This window comes from Dechloromonas sp. ZY10 (assembly GCF_041378895.1).
Taxonomy (GTDB): domain Bacteria; phylum Pseudomonadota; class Gammaproteobacteria; order Burkholderiales; family Rhodocyclaceae; genus Azonexus; species Azonexus aquae.
Genome location: NZ_CP144212.1, coordinates 2609041 through 2624173, shown reverse-complemented (window position 1 = coordinate 2624173; position 15133 = coordinate 2609041). Strand labels below are relative to the sequence as shown.

Below are 15133 nucleotides of genomic sequence, written 5' to 3'. Positions count from 1 at the left end.
CGAAAGCTGGAGAAGCTAGGGCTGAATTACTTCAGCTTAACTTCCTTGTAAGCCACGTGCTTGCGTGCCTTCGGGTCGTACTTCATGAACTCCAGTTTTTCAGGCGTCGTACGCTTGTTCTTGGAGGTGGTATAGAAGTGACCGGTACCCGCAGTGGATTCCAGCTTGATCTTTTCGCGACCGCCTTTGCTAGCCATTTTTCAGTCCCTCTTGATTAGATTTCGCCACGGGCACGCAGATCGGCCAGAACGGAATCAATGCCGTTCTTGTCGATGATGCGCAGGCCGGCGTTGGAAACGCGCAGGCGGACAAAGCGGTTTTCGCTTTCGACCCAGAAACGACGGTACTGCAGGTTCGGCAGGAAGCGGCGCTTCGTTTTGTTGTTGGCGTGGGAAACGTTGTTCCCAACCATCGGGGCTTTACCCGTGACTTGGCAGACTCGCGCCATGATGGTGCTCCAGAATTCGCTAAGAGAAAGCCCGGGATTTTATCCGTATTTTGCTGGTTAGTGCAAGTTCTATTTGGATTAAACCTCGTTCAGTACGCATGGCTCATGCCAGGAGTCCGCGTTCGGCAAAGGAAAGGGGGGCTTGGTTACCGGCAACGATGAAATGGTCGAGCAGGCGGACATCGATCAGGGCCAGAGCCTGGCGCAGGCTGCGGGTCAGCAGCTCGTCAGCATTCGAAGGCTCGGCAACGCCGGAGGGGTGATTGTGGGCGAGAATGACAGCAGCAGCGTTATGGGTCAATGCCGATTTAAGCACTTCGCGCGGGTACACCGAGGTTTGCGTCAGGCTGCCGGTAAACAGTTCTTCGCTGCTGATCAGGCGGTTTTGCGCATCCAGCCACAGCGCCAGGAAGACTTCGCGGGAACGGTGGGCGAGTTGCAGGCGTAGCCAGTCGCGAACCTTGTCGGGTGAGGTGAGGTTGTCACGTTGCTCCATTTCTTGGCTGAGAGCACGGCGGGCCAGTTCAAAGCTGGCTTTGAGTTGTGCGGCTTTGGCTTGGCCAATGCCGGGGGTTGCCGCCAATTGCGGCAGTGAGGCGCTTGCCAGCGCGGCCAGGTTGCCATCGAAGCGCTGCAGCAGTTCCCGGGCGAGGTCGACCGCGCTTTTGCCGCGGACGCCGACGCGCAGATAGATTGCCAGCAGTTCGGCGTCGGAGAGGGCGGCAGCACCTTGGGAGAGGAGACGCTCGCGTGGGCGTTCGGCAGTTGGCCAGTCACTGATTGCCAAAGGGTTTCTCCGGTCTTTCCAGTAGAATTCGTGCTTTTGCATTCTAGCGGTTTGAGCATGGATTTGCATGACAAAAGCATTGTTATTGGCGTGACCGGCGGGATCGCCGCGTACAAGGCGGCGGAACTGGTGCGTCTGCTCAGGAAGGCGGGGGCCAGCGTGCGCGTGGCGATGACCGAGGCGGCAACGCATTTCGTGACGCCGACAACTTTTCAGGGCTTGTCCGGCCAGCCGGTGTATGTTGATCAATGGGATGCCCGGATGCCGAATGCAATGGCACATATCGATCTCTCACGGCAGGCAGACCTGATCGTCGTGGCACCTGCTTCAGCTGATTTTCTCGCCCGGATTGCCCACGGAATGGCCAACGATCTGCTCGCGACCATGGTTTTGGCCCGCGATTGTCCGCTCTTGCTGGCGCCGGCGATGAATCGGCAAATGTGGGAAAATCCGGCGACCCAGCGCAATGTCCGGCAGTTGCAGGATGATGGAATTGGCTTGCTCGGGCCGGCTTGCGGCGAACAGGCTTGCGGTGAGGTGGGGGCTGGCAGAATGCTGGAGCCGGAAGAAATTCTCGAAGAAATCCGGGTCTTCTTCACGCCGAAGATTCTTGCCGGCAGGAAGGTGCTGATGACTGCGGGTCCAACCTTTGAGGCCATTGATGCCGTGCGCGGGATCACCAACCTGTCGTCCGGGCGCATGGGTTACGCACTGGCCAGCGCGGCCCGGGCTGCCGGGGCCGAGGTGACCCTGGTCTCCGGGCCGGTGGCTTTTCAGGCTCCGGCCGGGGTTGACCGTGTCAATGTGCGCAGTGCCCTCGAAATGCATGCCGCTGTGATGGCTCGGGCCGCTGCGGCCGATGTATTCATTGCGGTGGCGGCAGTGGCCGACTATCGGGTTGCCGAAGTCGCCGAGCACAAGCTGAAAAAGGACCAGGGCGGTGTGCCGCCGATCCGCCTGGTCGAGAACCCCGATATTTTGGCCGAGGTGGCGGCTTTGCCGGCCCCCCCGTTTTGTGTCGGCTTTGCCGCCGAGAGCCAGAATCTTGAGGACTACGCCCAGAAAAAACGCGCCAAGAAGAAGATTCCGTTGATTGCTGGCAATTTGATTCAGGACGGTTTCGGTGGCGACGACAATCGCCTGGTTCTGTTCGATGCGAATGGCGCGCACCCTTTGCCGCCGGCATCCAAGTTAGCACTGGCGCGGCAATTGCTCGAGCATGTGGCGCGCCTGTTGCCTTGACGCCCTGGCGGGTGGGTACTGCAGGCGGTGGCTTGCGGCCACCCTGATGACCGGATGCTCCGATTTTTAAACTGATTTTTGCAGGACAACCATGCACCGTATCGACGTCAAAATTCTTGATTCACGCCTTAATAACCAGCCGCCGCAGTATGCCACTCCGGGCTCTGCCGGTCTCGACCTGCGCGCTTGTCTGGAGGCGCCGCTAACGCTGGCTCCAGGCGAGACCACGCTGGTTCGTACCGGGATGGCGATCCATCTCGCCGACCCGGGGCTGGCAGCGATGATCCTGCCGCGTTCGGGGTTGGGACACAAGCACGGGATCGTGCTGGGTAATCTGGTCGGGCTGATCGACAGCGATTATCAAGGCGAACTGATGGTTTCGCTGTGGAATCGTGGTCAGGCCGATTTTGTTCTCAACCCGCTGGAGAGGATTGCCCAATTGGTAGTGGTTCCGGTGTTGCAGGTGGGGTTTAACGTAGTTGATGAATTCCCTGAGTCGGAGCGCGGTGAAGGTGGCTTTGGCAGTACCGGCAAGCATTGATCGGACGGGGGTATTTCTGGCAGCAGACTTGAAAGCGCGGCGTAAGCAAATTACGATTTAATTATTTTCTTTTATTGGGGGTCGGGGGATGTCGTATTGGTCACACCGTTTTGCTGTTGTCGCTGCTGCGCTGACCGTCAGCCTGCCAGTTGCTGCCGCTGATCTGGCGCGTGCGGAAGAGATTGTTTCCGGGCGTTGCTTCCTTTGCCACGGGATGGAGGGAGAGTCCGCAAGTCCGGTGTTTCCCAGGCTGGCGGGGCAACACTCCGAATACATCGCCAAGCAGCTGGCCGATTTCAAGTCGGGCAAGCGCAAGAGCGATACGATGAAGCCGCAGGCCGAGGAGCTCAATCCCGAAGAAATGAAGGCGCTTGGTGCTTTCTTTGCCAACAAGCCGGGTAAGGCACGGCGTGCCTCCGATCAGGAATTGCTCGGGGTCGGCAAGTTCGTATTCAACCGTGGCAACTCTTTTTCCGGCGTTCCTTCCTGTGCCAGTTGCCATGGTGAGCGTGGGTTGGGGACGCCGCACCTGCCGCGGCTCGCAGGCCAGCATCCGCGTTATATCGAGGATCAGCTGAAGCAGTTCAACAAGCGGGAGCGGACTAACGATAATGCGATCATGCATACCATCGCTTCGAAACTCTCGGAACTTGAGGCGCATGCGGTGGCCGAGTACATCGCAACCCTTGACTGAGCTACGCCGAATCGAGCCTGAAGCCGGGTTGCCGCCCGGCTTTTTTGTGCCAGTGCGTGCTGTTCAGGATTCGCTGGCGATGATGGTTTCAGTTCCCGCGAGCCAGCATTCGATGGCTTTTTGAAGTTCGTCCAGCGCATCGTCGAGGGTATGCAGCAGCTGTTCGCTGGCATTGATTTTGCCCTCGCGCAGTTGTGCTTCCAGTATTTCTGCCTGTTGTTGCAGGTGGCTGCTGCCTGCTTGGGCGCAGAGTCCCTTCAAGGTATGAGCGGCGCGGATCGCGGTTTCTCCGATAGGGCTTTCGTGGCGCAAGGCGGTCTGGCAGCGCTGGAGTTCGTCTCTGATCGCGCTAGGGATTTCGGCAAGAATATCGCGGGCAATCGCCAGGTCGCCACCCAATTGTTCCATGACGCGGGCGGGTGAAAACAGGCTTGCTGCTGCCTGCGGGTTGCCCGGGAGTGCTGTGGTCGCCGCCGGCACTGGCGCGTCCTGGGGTTGTAGCCAGCGCTGCAGGGTGGCTGCAAGCAAGGGCGGATTGACCGGTTTGCTCAGATAATCGTTCATGCCTGCGGCCAGTGCGGCTTCCCGGTCGCCTTCCATGGCATTGGCCGTCATTGCGATGATCGGAATTTGTGGCTGCCGGGTTTGGCGGGACTGGTTGCGAATCGCGCGGGTGGCCGCATAGCCATCCATGACCGGCATGCGGCAATCCATGAGAACCAGACCATAGGTTTGTTGGGCCAGGCAGTTCAGTGCCTGCTCACCGTTTTCGGCAACATCGGCCGAATAGCCGAGGCGGTGGAGTAGTGCGAGGGCAACTTTCTGGTTGACCGGATTGTCTTCAACCAGCAGCAGACGGGTATCTTGCCGGGGTAACTCGGGCTCAGCCGGAGCCGCTACCGGGAGCGTGCCGGTGGTGCCGGCTTGCCTGCCAAGCCGGGCTAGTGCCGCGAGCAGGGCGCCTGCACGCAGTGGGCGATGCAGGCATTCGGCAAAACCGGCTGCCCGGTAGCGCTCCCATGTCGAGCGTTCGCCGGCGCGGGTGAGCAGCAGACAGGGTAGCCCTGGCGGTAATGCGGCGAGGTTGCCCGGCAAGAGGCGAGAGTCGAGCAGCAGCGCGCTGGGGGCCGGGTGGGCCGCGAGAACGGCAGGCCAGTCGGCGAGTTGGTCGAGCAGGATGGGCTCCCCACCGGCATGGCGGATATGCGCGGCAATCATGGCGGCAACGGCGGCGTTTTGTTCAAGCAGGAAAAAACGCTGTTGTGCGAGGTTGACCGTGGAAACGGTGGTGGTGCCGGGCGGGATTTGCAGCGGTAACTCCACCCAGAAGCTGGCGCCTTGTCCGGGTTGGCTGGTCACCCCGATCTCGCCCTGCATCAGTTCAACCAGGCGACGGGCAATCGACAAGCCCAGTCCGGTGCCTCCAAATTCCCGGGTGGTCGAACTGTCGGCCTGGGTGAAAGGCTGGAATAGTCGAGCCTGGACATCTGCGGCGATACCGATGCCGGTGTCGCTGATTTCGCAACGCAGGCGCGGTGGGGTGTCCGGCAGGACTGTGATGCGCAGCACAACCTGGCCTTGTTGCGTGAATTTGACGGCGTTGCCGAGCAGATTGAGCAGGATCTGGCGCAGGCGTCCGGGGTCGCCGAGGATTTGCGCTGGCAATTCGGGGGCCAGATCCGCCAGCAGTTCAATGCCTTTTTCCTCAGCCGGGAGATTGAGCAGTTCGACGATTTCCTCGGCGATTTCAATCAGATTGCAGGGGATGTTCTCGACCTCCAGGCGACCAGCCTCGATTTTCGAGAAGTCGAGAATGTCATTGATCAGGCCCAGTAGCGCGCGAGCACTGTGCGCTGCGGTTTCGGCGAATTCGCGCTGCTCGGCGTCGAGGCGGGTAGTTAGCAGCAATTCGGTCATTCCCAGGACACCGTTCATCGGGGTTCTGATTTCATGGCTCATTGTTGCCAGGAACTGGTTTTTAGTCCGGCTTGCCGCTTCGGCAGCTTCCTTGGCCAGTTGCAGGTCGGTGATGTCGATGCGTAGCCCGACAAACAGCCCGCTCCCGGTCCTGCGGTCGATGAAGCGCAACCAACGGCCATTGTCGATCTGTTCTTCGCGAATCCGGTTCCCGTCCAGGTGTTCGGCCATGCGCAATTCAATCCAGGCTTCTTCGCAGCCAGTGGCTTGCGGGAAAACACCCCCATAGACCCCGGCGCGCAGCATTTGCGGATAGGTGTTGCCACGGTGCAGGCTGCTGGCGATCAGGGGGAACAACTCGCGGTATTTCTGGTTGCAGTAGAGCAGCCGGTCTTCAGCGTCGAACAGGACAAAGGCAGCGTCAATTGCATCGATCGCGGTTTTCAGGGTTTCCTCGCTATGCTCCAGGGCTTTCTGGACGGCACCGATTTCACGTTCCCGCGAACTGGCCAGCGAAGCTGCCAGACTGTTGATGGCGGTTGCAACTTCACCGGATTCGCCGCGCAGGGGAGGGATTCGTTGCTCAAGGTCCTGCGACATCCGCTCCAGGCCTTCCTTGATCGTTGCCACATCGCGGGTCAGGCGGCGTACGACCAGATAGACGGCGAGCAGGGTCAGCAGTAGTGCCAGCGAGGCGTAAGCCAAAATGCTGCGCTGCATTTCACTGACCTGCCGGTCAATGTCGGCCAGCAATTCGTTGGCCCAGATGTAGCCCATGACCCGCCCGTCGGCAATGATCGGAGTCATGGCATTCATGATTTCGCCGCGTACCTGCAGGCCGCTGCTGACCATGGCGACGCCCCGGGTCATGACCTCCCGGCCCGGGTGATCGGACGCGATCCGGACGCCGACTTTGTCGCGGAATTCACGGCTTGGGCTGTAGGTGATGATCGCATCAAGTTCGCGGTGATAGAAACCGAGGCCGACACCGGGAAAGGCCCCGGCAATCCGGTCGGTTGCCTCGCTCAACTGGGTGTTGAGAATCCGGACGCGCTCCGTGCCTGGCTGTTTACGGCTGTCAGCCTGGGTTTCGATCAGCTCATAACCGCCTTGCCGCTGTAATTCGCTCAGCAGCATTCGGGTGATTCCCAGCAGGTGTCGCTGTTTCTCTTGCAGCAGTGCGTCCTTGCTGCTAAGTGCCAGCAGGTAGCCGCCGCCGAGGATGATCAGGCCGATGATCGGAGCCAGTGCCAGCATCAGCCGGGAGCGCAGGGTGTGCGGGCGACGCAGGCGCAAGGTCGAAGGCATGGTGATGGCGAGAGTCGAAAAACAACGATTTTATCGTCATATGCCCGAGCCGCCATCCCCCGTATGGAGCCCTGTGTAAACTTGCTGCGGTTCGACAGGGTATGAAAAAAGCCGCCCGGGGGCGGCTTCCGCAGTTTCAGGCGGGGTTCAGGCGAGCATGTCGGCCCAGATATTCTTGGCCCAGCCCAGCGCCACCTTGCCTTCGAGCTCGTTGCGCGCGGCCGAGACGCCGCCGGCGCCCTTGACCGGTTGCACGGTCTTGGTGGCGCTGTCGTACTGGTGCACCGAGGCGACGTGGATCACGTTTTTGGCATCGACAAAGCTGTAGCAGGTGTTCATCACCACCGGGCTCGGGTTCGGGGCCTCGCCGGCGAGCAGGTTAATGATCGCTGCGGCGGCTACCTTGGCATGCTGGTTGGCCATGTGGCCGGACTTGGGCATGGTCGGCGCCGGGAAAATCGCATCGCCGATGACATGGACGCCCGGGGTGTTGGTCGATTCCATGGTCAGCCAGTCGATGTCGACCCAGCGGTTGTTGATCAGCTTGAGTCCGGCCTGGGCCGCGATCTGCCCGGCGCGGTGCGGCGGCACGATATTGAGCACGTCGGCCTGGAACTTGTCGAATTCGAGCACTGCCGTCTTGCTGGCGACCTCGACATCCTTGACTTCGCTATTGTTGCGATAGTCGATGATGCCCTTGTACAGGTCGTTCCAGGCTTTCTTGAAGAGCGCTGGCTTGGACATCACGTCTTCGTTGGCATCGAGAATCACGACCTTGGATTTCGGCTTGTGCTTCTTGAAATAGTCGGCGACCAGGCAGGCCCGCTCGTAAGGGCCGGGTGGGCAGCGGTAAGGTGCCTTGGGTACGGCCAACGCATAGACCCCGCCGTCCTTCATTTCTTCCAGTTGCTTGCGCAGCGCGATGGTTTGCGGGCCGGCTTTCCACGCATGCAGGATCTGGTTTTGCGCTTCCGCCGGCTTGAGTCCGGGGATTTCGTCCCACATGAAATCGATCCCCGGCGACAGTACCAGCCGGTCGTAGCTCAGGGTGCCGCCGGCTTGCAGCGAAATCGTGCGTTTGGCGGCGTCGACCGTGAGTACCTCATCCTGCAGCACGCGCACGCCCCATTTGCTCTTCAGGTTGTCGTAGCTGACGGTAATGTCGGCCATCGTCTTGGTGCCGCCGATCACCAGATTGGAAATCGGGCAGGAGATAAAGCTTGGGTTGCGTTCGATCAGCGTGACTTGGACCGCGCCTTCGCTCCACATCCGAAGGTACTTGGCCACCGTTGCTCCGCCATAGCCGCCACCGACCACGACCACGTGGCCGCCGCTCTTGCCGGCACCGGCGCAGCCGTACAGACCGGCCATGGCGGTGGCGGCCGCACCGGCCTTGAGGAAATCACGTCGTTTCATCAGCATCATGTTCGTCTCCCTTATTTTTGAGCGGCAAAGTAGGCGGCGATCAGCTCAAGCTGCGCATCGGTATAGCCTTTGGCAATCTGGTGCATGATCGACGCCGGCTTGTCGCCGTTGCGGAAGTCGGTCAGCTTTTGCAGCGTGGTGGCCTTGGGCACGCCAGCCAGTGGTTCCAGGCCAGAGCCGGGAGCCGCCAGGGCCTTGCCGTTGGTGCCGTGGCAGTTGGCACAAGTGGCGGCCAGGTTGCGGCCCAGATTCGGGTCGGTGGCCTGTGCGGCTGTGCCGACAGCGAACAGGCAGAGTGCAGCGACGGTGGTATGCAACTTCATCGGGACATCTCCTCTGAGTGGTGTTGTTATGCCTCGGACGATCAACCTGACGGGTGCGACCAGGCTTCCGGCAAGGCTCGAAGGTTAGCGGGCTTCGCCAAAAAAAGCATCCGTTGAGACTGAACTATCAGTGGTTGACTATATAATTGCATAGTTATACAGTAATTCTTGACTGAAATCAAAATGGATCATGGACGAAACCGTACGAGTCTTTGAACAGGTGGCGCATTACTTCGGCTTGCTCGCCGATCCGACCCGCCTGCGCATCCTTTCCTGCCTGTGCGCCGAGGAGCGTCCGGTGCATGAGGTGGTCGAGCATATCGGGCTGACCCAGGCCAATATCTCGCGCCATCTCAATATCCTGTACCGGGCAGGAGTGGTTGGGCGCCGGCGCGAGGGAAGCACGGTCTATTACCGGGTTACCGATCCGAATTTCGTCGATATTTGCCGCACCGTGAGCATTACCGTCGCCAGCCGCGACCTGGGGGAGCAAATGGGTGTGATCGGCAGATTGTCAGCCAAAGAACTCTAAACACGCAGAGGGGAGCCATTCGATGGTGGATTACAAGCAACAACCGGGGCGGCTGCGGCCGGCGCCGGAAAACTTCCTGTCGGAGGAGCAGGTCAGGGCAGTCGGGGCCGGGCGCCGCGATTTCCTTCGCCGCAGTCTGCTGGCGGCAGGGGCAAGTCTGACCGCGCCGCTGGCGGCACGAGCCAGCGAGGGTGATCCGGCGATTCTGGAGTTGCCGGAGTGGAGCACCACGCTCGGGCAACCGGTGGCCACCCGTCCGTATGGTCAGCCTTCGAAGTATGAAAGCCAGTTGCAGCGCCGCGAATCGCCGGGCCTGACCCGGGTTGGCGGGGCGTCAGTGTCGTTCTGCCCGTTGCAGGGCCTGTTCGGGATCATCACCCCGTCGGGCCTGCATTTCGAGCGTCACCACCAAGGTTGGCACGATATCGACCCGGCCCGGCATCGCCTGATGATCAATGGCTCCGACCCGGCATTCCTGAAAAAGCCCAAGGTCTACACCATGGACGAACTGATGCGCTTGCCCTCGGTGTCGCGCATTCACTTCATCGAATGCGGTGCCAACACCGGACTGGAATGGGGCAATGTGGCCGTGCCGACGGTGCAGTACACGCACGGGATGCTTTCCTGTTCCGAGTTCACTGGCGTGCCGCTCAAGCTGTTGCTTGAGGATTGCGGCGTCGATTACAAGAAGGCCCGCTACGTGCTGGCCGAAGGTGCCGATGGCTCGTCGATGACGCGCACGATTCCGATGGAAATGGTCGAGAGCGGCGAAGTTTTCGTCGCCTACGGGATGAATGGCGAAATGCTGCGTCCCGAGAACGGCTACCCGCTGCGTCTGGTGGTCCCGGGCGTTCAGGGCGTGTCCTGGGTCAAGTGGCTGCGCCGCATCGAAGTCGGTGACCAGCCTTATGCGACCAAGGACGAAGCCGTGCACTACATCGACCTGATGCCGAACGGTCTGCACCGCCAGTACACCTCGATCCAGGAATGCAAGTCGGTGATTACCACGCCGTCCGGTGGCCAGACCCTGCTGACGCCCGGGTTCTATAACATTTCCGGTCTCGCCTGGTCGGGGCGCGGCAAGATCAAGCAAGTCGATGTCTCGGTTGATGGCGGCATCAACTGGCGGACGGCCCGCCTCGAAGGACCGCAACTGAGTAAGGCGCTGACCCGTTTCAATATCGACTGGGTCTGGGACGGCAAGCCTGCCCTGCTGCAATCGCGGGCGATTGACGAAACCGGCTACGTCCAGCCCGGCTACGGCCAGCTGCGGCAGGTTCGGGGGACCAAGTCGATCTATCACAACAATGCAATCCAGACCTGGAAGGTCGTCGAAAACGGGGAGGTGACCAATGTCCAGGTTCTCTAAAACCTTGCTCTGCCTGGCGCTCGGTTTTTCGGCTACGAGCCTGTCGACCGTGGTCAGCGCCTTTGATCGCTATCAGGGGATAGGCCGCCAGGCCACCCCGGCCGAGGTCAAGGCCTGGGATATCGACGTGCGGCCCGACTTCAAGGGTTTGCCCAAGGGGTCCGGCAATGTCGACCGGGGGCAGGAGTTGTTCGAGGATAAATGCGCTTCCTGCCATGGTTCCTTCGGTGAGTCGAACGAGGTGTTTACCCCACTGGTCGGCGGCACCACCAAGGAGGATGTCAAGAATGGCCGCGTCGGCGGCTTCGTCAAGGGCGACATTCCGCAGCGCACTACCTTCACCAAGGTCGCGACGATCTCGACGGTCTGGGATTACATCTACCGCGCCATGCCCTGGACTGCGCCCAAATCGCTCAAGCCGGACGATGTCTACGCCATCCTCGCTTACTTCCTGAACCTGGCCGAGATTGTCCCTGCCGATTTCACCCTGTCGGACCAGAACATCGCCGAGGTCCAGAAGCTGATGCCGAATCGCTACGGGATGACGACCGACCACGGCATGTGGCCGGGGCCGGCGGCGAAGAAGGGGGAGATCGGTAACGGTGGCATTCCCGATGTGAAGAACAGCGCCTGCATGAAGAACTGCAAGCCGGAAGCCAAGGTCAGTTCGACCTTGCCCGACTATGCCAAGACCGCGCACGGCGAACTGGCCGATCAGAATCGCAGCTTCGGTCCGGTGCGCGGTACCCGTACCCTCGGGTCGGCCGCTGCCAAACCGGCGGCCGCCGCCAATCCGGCGCTCGAACTGGCCAGCAAGAACGGCTGCATGGCCTGTCACGGTGTGGCGCACAAGATTGTCGGCCCGGGCTACAACGAAGTCGTTGCCCGCTACAAGGATCAGGCCGATGCCGAGAGCCGCCTCTCCGCCAAGGTCAAGAACGGTGGCCAGGGGGTCTGGGGCAGCGTGCCGATGCCGCCGAACGCCCACCTCAAGGACGAGGAAATTTCGCAGCTGGTCAAGTGGATCTTGTCCGGCGCCAAGTAACGCATCACCTACCTCACAGGAGTTGTCATGAACAATCAACGTCGTAATCTACTCAAGGGCAGTTCCGGCGCCGCGTTGCTGGGCGTCCTGGCTGCAGCCGGTCTGATCAAGCCGGAGCTGGCGCTGGCCGACTGGAACAAGGCTGCGTTTGACGCCAAGAGCATGGCCGATACGCTGAAGGCCCTCGGTGTCAGCGCCTCGGTCGACAGCAAGGATGTACAGGTCAACGGTCCGGACATCGCCGAAAACGGCGCCGTGGTTCCGGTCGGCGTGACCTCGTCGCTGGCTAACGTGAGCATGGTCGCGGTACTGATCGAAAAGAACCCGAACGCGCTGGCCTGTACCTTCAACCTGCCGGAAGGCACGGAGTGCAACGTCCAGACTCGCGTCAAGATGGGCCAGACCTCGAATGTCTATGCCCTGGTCAAGGCCGACGGCAAGTTCTACATGGCGACCAAGGAAATCAAGGTCACCCTGGGCGGCTGCGGCGGCTAAAACGGGGGCAAGGCGACTGCGCGTACCGGAACCGCGTTGCATCTGGCTGTCGTGCGGATCGCACTACTTCACCGATGCGCCTGGTTGGGCCGTGGTCCGCGATGCCTTTATTCCCGTTTTCACACTTACTGAGTTTAGGAGATAGCAACATGGGCAATCCGATGAAAATCCGCGCCGCCGTCAAGGATGGTGTGACCGAGGTCAAGGTACTGATCAGCCACGAAATGGAAACCGGCCAGCGCAAGGACGCCGCCGGGGCGTTGATTCCGGCCTGGTTCATCACCGAACTGACCGCCAAGCATGGCGACAAGGTGGTGCTGCAGGGGGAACTCGGGACCGCCGTGTCGAAGAATCCCTATCTGGCCTTCCGCTTCAAAGGCGGGGCCAAGGGCGACAAGGTCAGCGTCGCCTGGAAGGACAACAAGGGCGATTCACGCACCGACGAAGCCACCATCGGCTGATCAACGATCGCCGGCCAAACCTGAAAATCCGGGTTTGAGACGGTTGACCGTAAATCTGCCCGGCGGCCGGGCTGACGTGCCGCTGCAAGCCGGGATTCGCGCGAATTCCGGCTTTTTTTCGGATGGCGCCGGTCGGGCGTCGCCACGACCAAGGATCAGGGGAAAAATATGAGTATCAATCGTCGTGAATTTCTGCAGATGCTGGCGGTTGCCGCAGCCGGCGGCATGGCCTTGCACAGCGAACTGGCGCTGGCTGAAAAGGGGGCAGGCAAGCTGTACGAAATGCCCAGATTCGGCAATGTCAGTCTGCTGCACATCACCGACTGCCATGCGCAGTTGCAGCCGATCTACTTCCGCGAACCGAATGTCAATCTCGGTTTCGGCGAGCAGTTCGGCAAGGTGCCGCACCTGGTCGGCGAGTCGCTGCTCAAGCATTTCGGCTTCCGTCCGAATACGCTGGAAGCCCATGCCTTCAGCTCGCTCAATTTCGAAAAGGCGGCGCAGACCTATGGCAAGGTCGGCGGCTTCGCGCATCTGGCGACCCTGGTCAAGAAAATGAAAGCCAGCCGGCCCGGTGCCTTGCTGCTCGACGGCGGCGATACCTGGCAAGGGTCCGGGACCGCGCTGTGGACCAATGCACAGGACATGGTCGACGCCTGCAAGGCACTGGGCGTGGACGTGATGACCCTGCATTGGGAGGCGACCTACGGCGAGGAGCGGGTCAAGGAAATCGAGGAAAAGGATTTTGCCGGGCGAATCGACATTGTTGCCCAGAACATCAAGACTACCGACTTCGGTGATCCGGTGTTCAAACCCTATGTGATCCGTCAGATCAACGGCATTCCGGTGGCGATCATCGGTCAGGCTTTTCCCTACACCCCGATTGCCAACCCGCGCTGGCAGGTGCCGAACTGGAGCTACGGCATCCAGGAAGAAAACATGCAGAAGACCGTCGACGAGGCGCGCGCTGCGGGTGCACAAGTGGTGGTCGTGGTGTCGCATAACGGCATGGACGTCGATCTCAAGATGGCCGGCCGGGTTCGCGGCATCGATGCGATTTTTGGCGGCCATACCCATGATGGCGTACCGGCGCCGGTGGTGGTCAAAAATGGCGGTGGTCAGACGCTGGTGACCAATGCCGGCTCGAACGGCAAATACCTCGGCGTGATGGATTTCGAGGTCAAAAACGGCAAGGTCGCCGATTTCCGCTACAAGCTGTTGCCGGTCTTCGCCAACCTGCTGCCGGCTGACCGCGAGATGCAGGCCTTGATCGACAGGATTCGCGCGCCTTACCTCGACAAGCTCAACGAGCAGCTGGCGGTGACCGAGGGCTTGCTCTATCGGCGCGGCAATTTCAACGGGAGTTTTGACCAGTTGATCCTGGATGCCCTGATGCGTGAAAAGAACGCCGAAATCGCCTTTTCCCCGGGCTTCCGTTGGGGTACCTCCTTGCTGCCGGGGCAGGTGATCCGGATGGAGCACGTGCTCGACCAGACTGCGATCACCTATCCGTGGACCACGGTGTCCACGATGAGCGGCGAAATGATCAAGACCGTGCTTGAGGATGTTTGCGACAACCTGTTCAACCCCGATCCGTATTATCAGCAAGGTGGCGACATGGTGCGCGTCGGCGGCCTGCAATACACGTGCGATCCGACCGCCCGCATGGGCCAGCGGATCCAGAATCTGACCCTCCACGGTCAACCGCTGGCAGCCGGCAAAAACTATAAGGTGGCCGGCTGGGCGCCAGTGGCGGAAGAAGCGAAAAACTCCGGTGAGCCGATCTGGGAACTGGTCGCCCGCTACCTGCGTGACCTCAAGACGGTCAAGCCGGTCACCCTCAACCTGCCGACGCTGAAAGGCGCGGCCAATAACCCGGGGATTGCATGATGCAGCACCAACGTTTTCTGGCAGGGCTCGGACTGGCCTTGCTGCTGGCCGGAAATGCGCTGGCTTCCGATTGGCAGCCCGGTTTCAGTGACTGGGACAAACTGCCCGAAATCAAGCGCAGCAAGCTCGCGCTGTATCTGACGCCGCAGCAAGCCTTCGAGATGAAAAAGGCCCACCCGAAAACGGTGGCCTTGTTCGACATCCGGACCCGCGCCGAGGCCGTTTATGTCGGCTGGCCGGAGATCGCTGATGCCCTGGTGCCCTTTGTCGAGCATCAGGAAATCATGACCGACTGGGACGACAAGCGGCAGATGTACAAGCTGGAACCGAACCAGGACTTCATGCCGGAACTGGAACGGCGCCTGCAGGCGATGGGCCTGGGCAAGGAGGCGACGATCATCCTGATCTGCCGCTCCGGCGACCGCAGTTCAAAGGCGCAGGATCGCCTGCTGGCGGCGGGTTATCGGCAGGTCTATGGCGTTCCCGAAGGCTTTGAAGGCGATCTTGCCAAGAGCGGTGCGAAAGCCGGGCAGCGGGCGGTGAATGGCTGGAAAAATGCCAATCTGCCCTGGACCTACAAGCTCGACAAGGCGCGGATGTATTTCCCGCATTGAGTCGGAACCATCCGGTAATGCCCTGCCGGGCGTTACCGGACC

At 60.8% G+C, this 15133-nt stretch carries 16 protein-coding genes; 10 read left to right on the top strand and 6 right to left on the bottom strand.

Annotated features, from left to right (window positions below):
* Positions 1-26 precede the first annotated feature (26 nt).
* The 3 genes from rpmG to radC form a co-directional block, all read right to left on the bottom strand.
* Entirely contained in the window at positions 27-197 is a 171-nt protein-coding gene (rpmG, locus tag VX159_RS11905; protein WP_028994601.1) for a 50S ribosomal protein L33, read from the bottom strand.
* Between the two features lie 17 nt (positions 198-214).
* The gene (gene rpmB / locus VX159_RS11900) at positions 215-448 is read right to left on the bottom strand and encodes a 50S ribosomal protein L28 (RefSeq protein WP_290894891.1); all 234 of its coding nucleotides are present in this window, start codon (positions 446-448) and stop codon (positions 215-217) included.
* Between the two features lie 103 nt (positions 449-551).
* On the bottom strand, positions 552-1235 hold the full coding sequence (gene radC, locus VX159_RS11895) for a DNA repair protein RadC (protein WP_371323104.1): 684 nt from the start codon (positions 1233-1235) through the stop codon (positions 552-554).
* A 57-nt stretch (positions 1236-1292) separates the two neighbouring features.
* On the opposite strand from radC, the gene coaBC reads away from it, so the two are divergent.
* The 3 genes from coaBC to VX159_RS11880 all read left to right on the top strand — a co-directional run bounded on the left by coaBC (position 1293) and on the right by VX159_RS11880 (position 3712).
* On the top strand, positions 1293-2477 hold the full coding sequence (gene coaBC / locus VX159_RS11890) for a bifunctional phosphopantothenoylcysteine decarboxylase/phosphopantothenate--cysteine ligase CoaBC (RefSeq protein ID WP_371323103.1): 1185 nt from the start codon (positions 1293-1295) through the stop codon (positions 2475-2477).
* A 91-nt stretch (positions 2478-2568) separates the two neighbouring features.
* Complete coding sequence (dut, locus tag VX159_RS11885) at positions 2569-3018, top strand: dUTP diphosphatase (RefSeq protein WP_371323102.1); 450 nt, start codon at positions 2569-2571, stop codon at positions 3016-3018.
* Positions 3019-3106: 88 nt separating this feature from the next.
* Complete coding sequence (locus tag VX159_RS11880; RefSeq protein ID WP_371323101.1) at positions 3107-3712, top strand: cytochrome c; 606 nt, start codon at positions 3107-3109, stop codon at positions 3710-3712.
* 63 nt (positions 3713-3775) lie between these two features.
* Here VX159_RS11880 and VX159_RS11875 read toward each other — a convergent pair whose 3' ends face one another.
* From VX159_RS11875 to VX159_RS11865, 3 genes are all read right to left on the bottom strand, one after another.
* Positions 3776-6937 (bottom strand): ATP-binding protein, encoded by a 3162-nt coding sequence (locus VX159_RS11875; protein WP_371323100.1) that lies wholly within the window; start codon positions 6935-6937, stop codon positions 3776-3778.
* Positions 6938-7084: 147 nt separating this feature from the next.
* Positions 7085-8362, bottom strand: coding sequence for an FCSD flavin-binding domain-containing protein (locus VX159_RS11870; RefSeq protein ID WP_371323099.1), 1278 nt, complete (start codon positions 8360-8362; stop codon positions 7085-7087).
* Between the two features lie 11 nt (positions 8363-8373).
* Positions 8374-8685 (bottom strand): cytochrome c, encoded by a 312-nt coding sequence (locus VX159_RS11865; RefSeq protein ID WP_371323098.1) that lies wholly within the window; start codon positions 8683-8685, stop codon positions 8374-8376.
* 190 nt (positions 8686-8875) lie between these two features.
* On the opposite strand from VX159_RS11865, the gene VX159_RS11860 reads away from it, so the two are divergent.
* The 7 genes from VX159_RS11860 (at position 8876) to VX159_RS11830 (ending at position 15091) form a co-directional block, all read left to right on the top strand.
* Positions 8876-9217, top strand: coding sequence for an ArsR/SmtB family transcription factor (locus VX159_RS11860; protein ID WP_371323097.1), 342 nt, complete (start codon positions 8876-8878; stop codon positions 9215-9217).
* Positions 9218-9239: 22 nt separating this feature from the next.
* A complete protein-coding gene (gene soxC, locus VX159_RS11855; protein ID WP_371323096.1) occupies positions 9240-10586 on the top strand; it encodes a sulfite dehydrogenase in 1347 nt (448 codons plus the stop codon).
* Positions 10570-11631: a c-type cytochrome gene (locus VX159_RS11850; RefSeq protein ID WP_371323095.1), complete on the top strand. Its 1062-nt coding sequence runs from the start codon at positions 10570-10572 to the stop codon at positions 11629-11631. Before soxC ends, VX159_RS11850 begins: the two co-directional genes overlap by 17 nt.
* Before the next feature lie 27 nt (positions 11632-11658).
* On the top strand, positions 11659-12126 hold the full coding sequence (gene soxY, locus VX159_RS11845; protein WP_371323094.1) for a thiosulfate oxidation carrier protein SoxY: 468 nt from the start codon (positions 11659-11661) through the stop codon (positions 12124-12126).
* Positions 12127-12275: 149 nt separating this feature from the next.
* The gene (gene soxZ / locus VX159_RS11840; RefSeq protein WP_371323093.1) at positions 12276-12587 is read left to right on the top strand and encodes a thiosulfate oxidation carrier complex protein SoxZ; all 312 of its coding nucleotides are present in this window, start codon (positions 12276-12278) and stop codon (positions 12585-12587) included.
* Between the two features lie 168 nt (positions 12588-12755).
* The gene (gene soxB / locus VX159_RS11835) at positions 12756-14477 is read left to right on the top strand and encodes a thiosulfohydrolase SoxB (RefSeq protein WP_371323092.1); all 1722 of its coding nucleotides are present in this window, start codon (positions 12756-12758) and stop codon (positions 14475-14477) included.
* Positions 14474-15091 (top strand): rhodanese-like domain-containing protein, encoded by a 618-nt coding sequence (locus VX159_RS11830; protein ID WP_371323091.1) that lies wholly within the window; start codon positions 14474-14476, stop codon positions 15089-15091. The genes soxB and VX159_RS11830 overlap by 4 nt, the downstream gene beginning before the upstream one ends.
* Positions 15092-15133 lie beyond the last annotated feature (42 nt).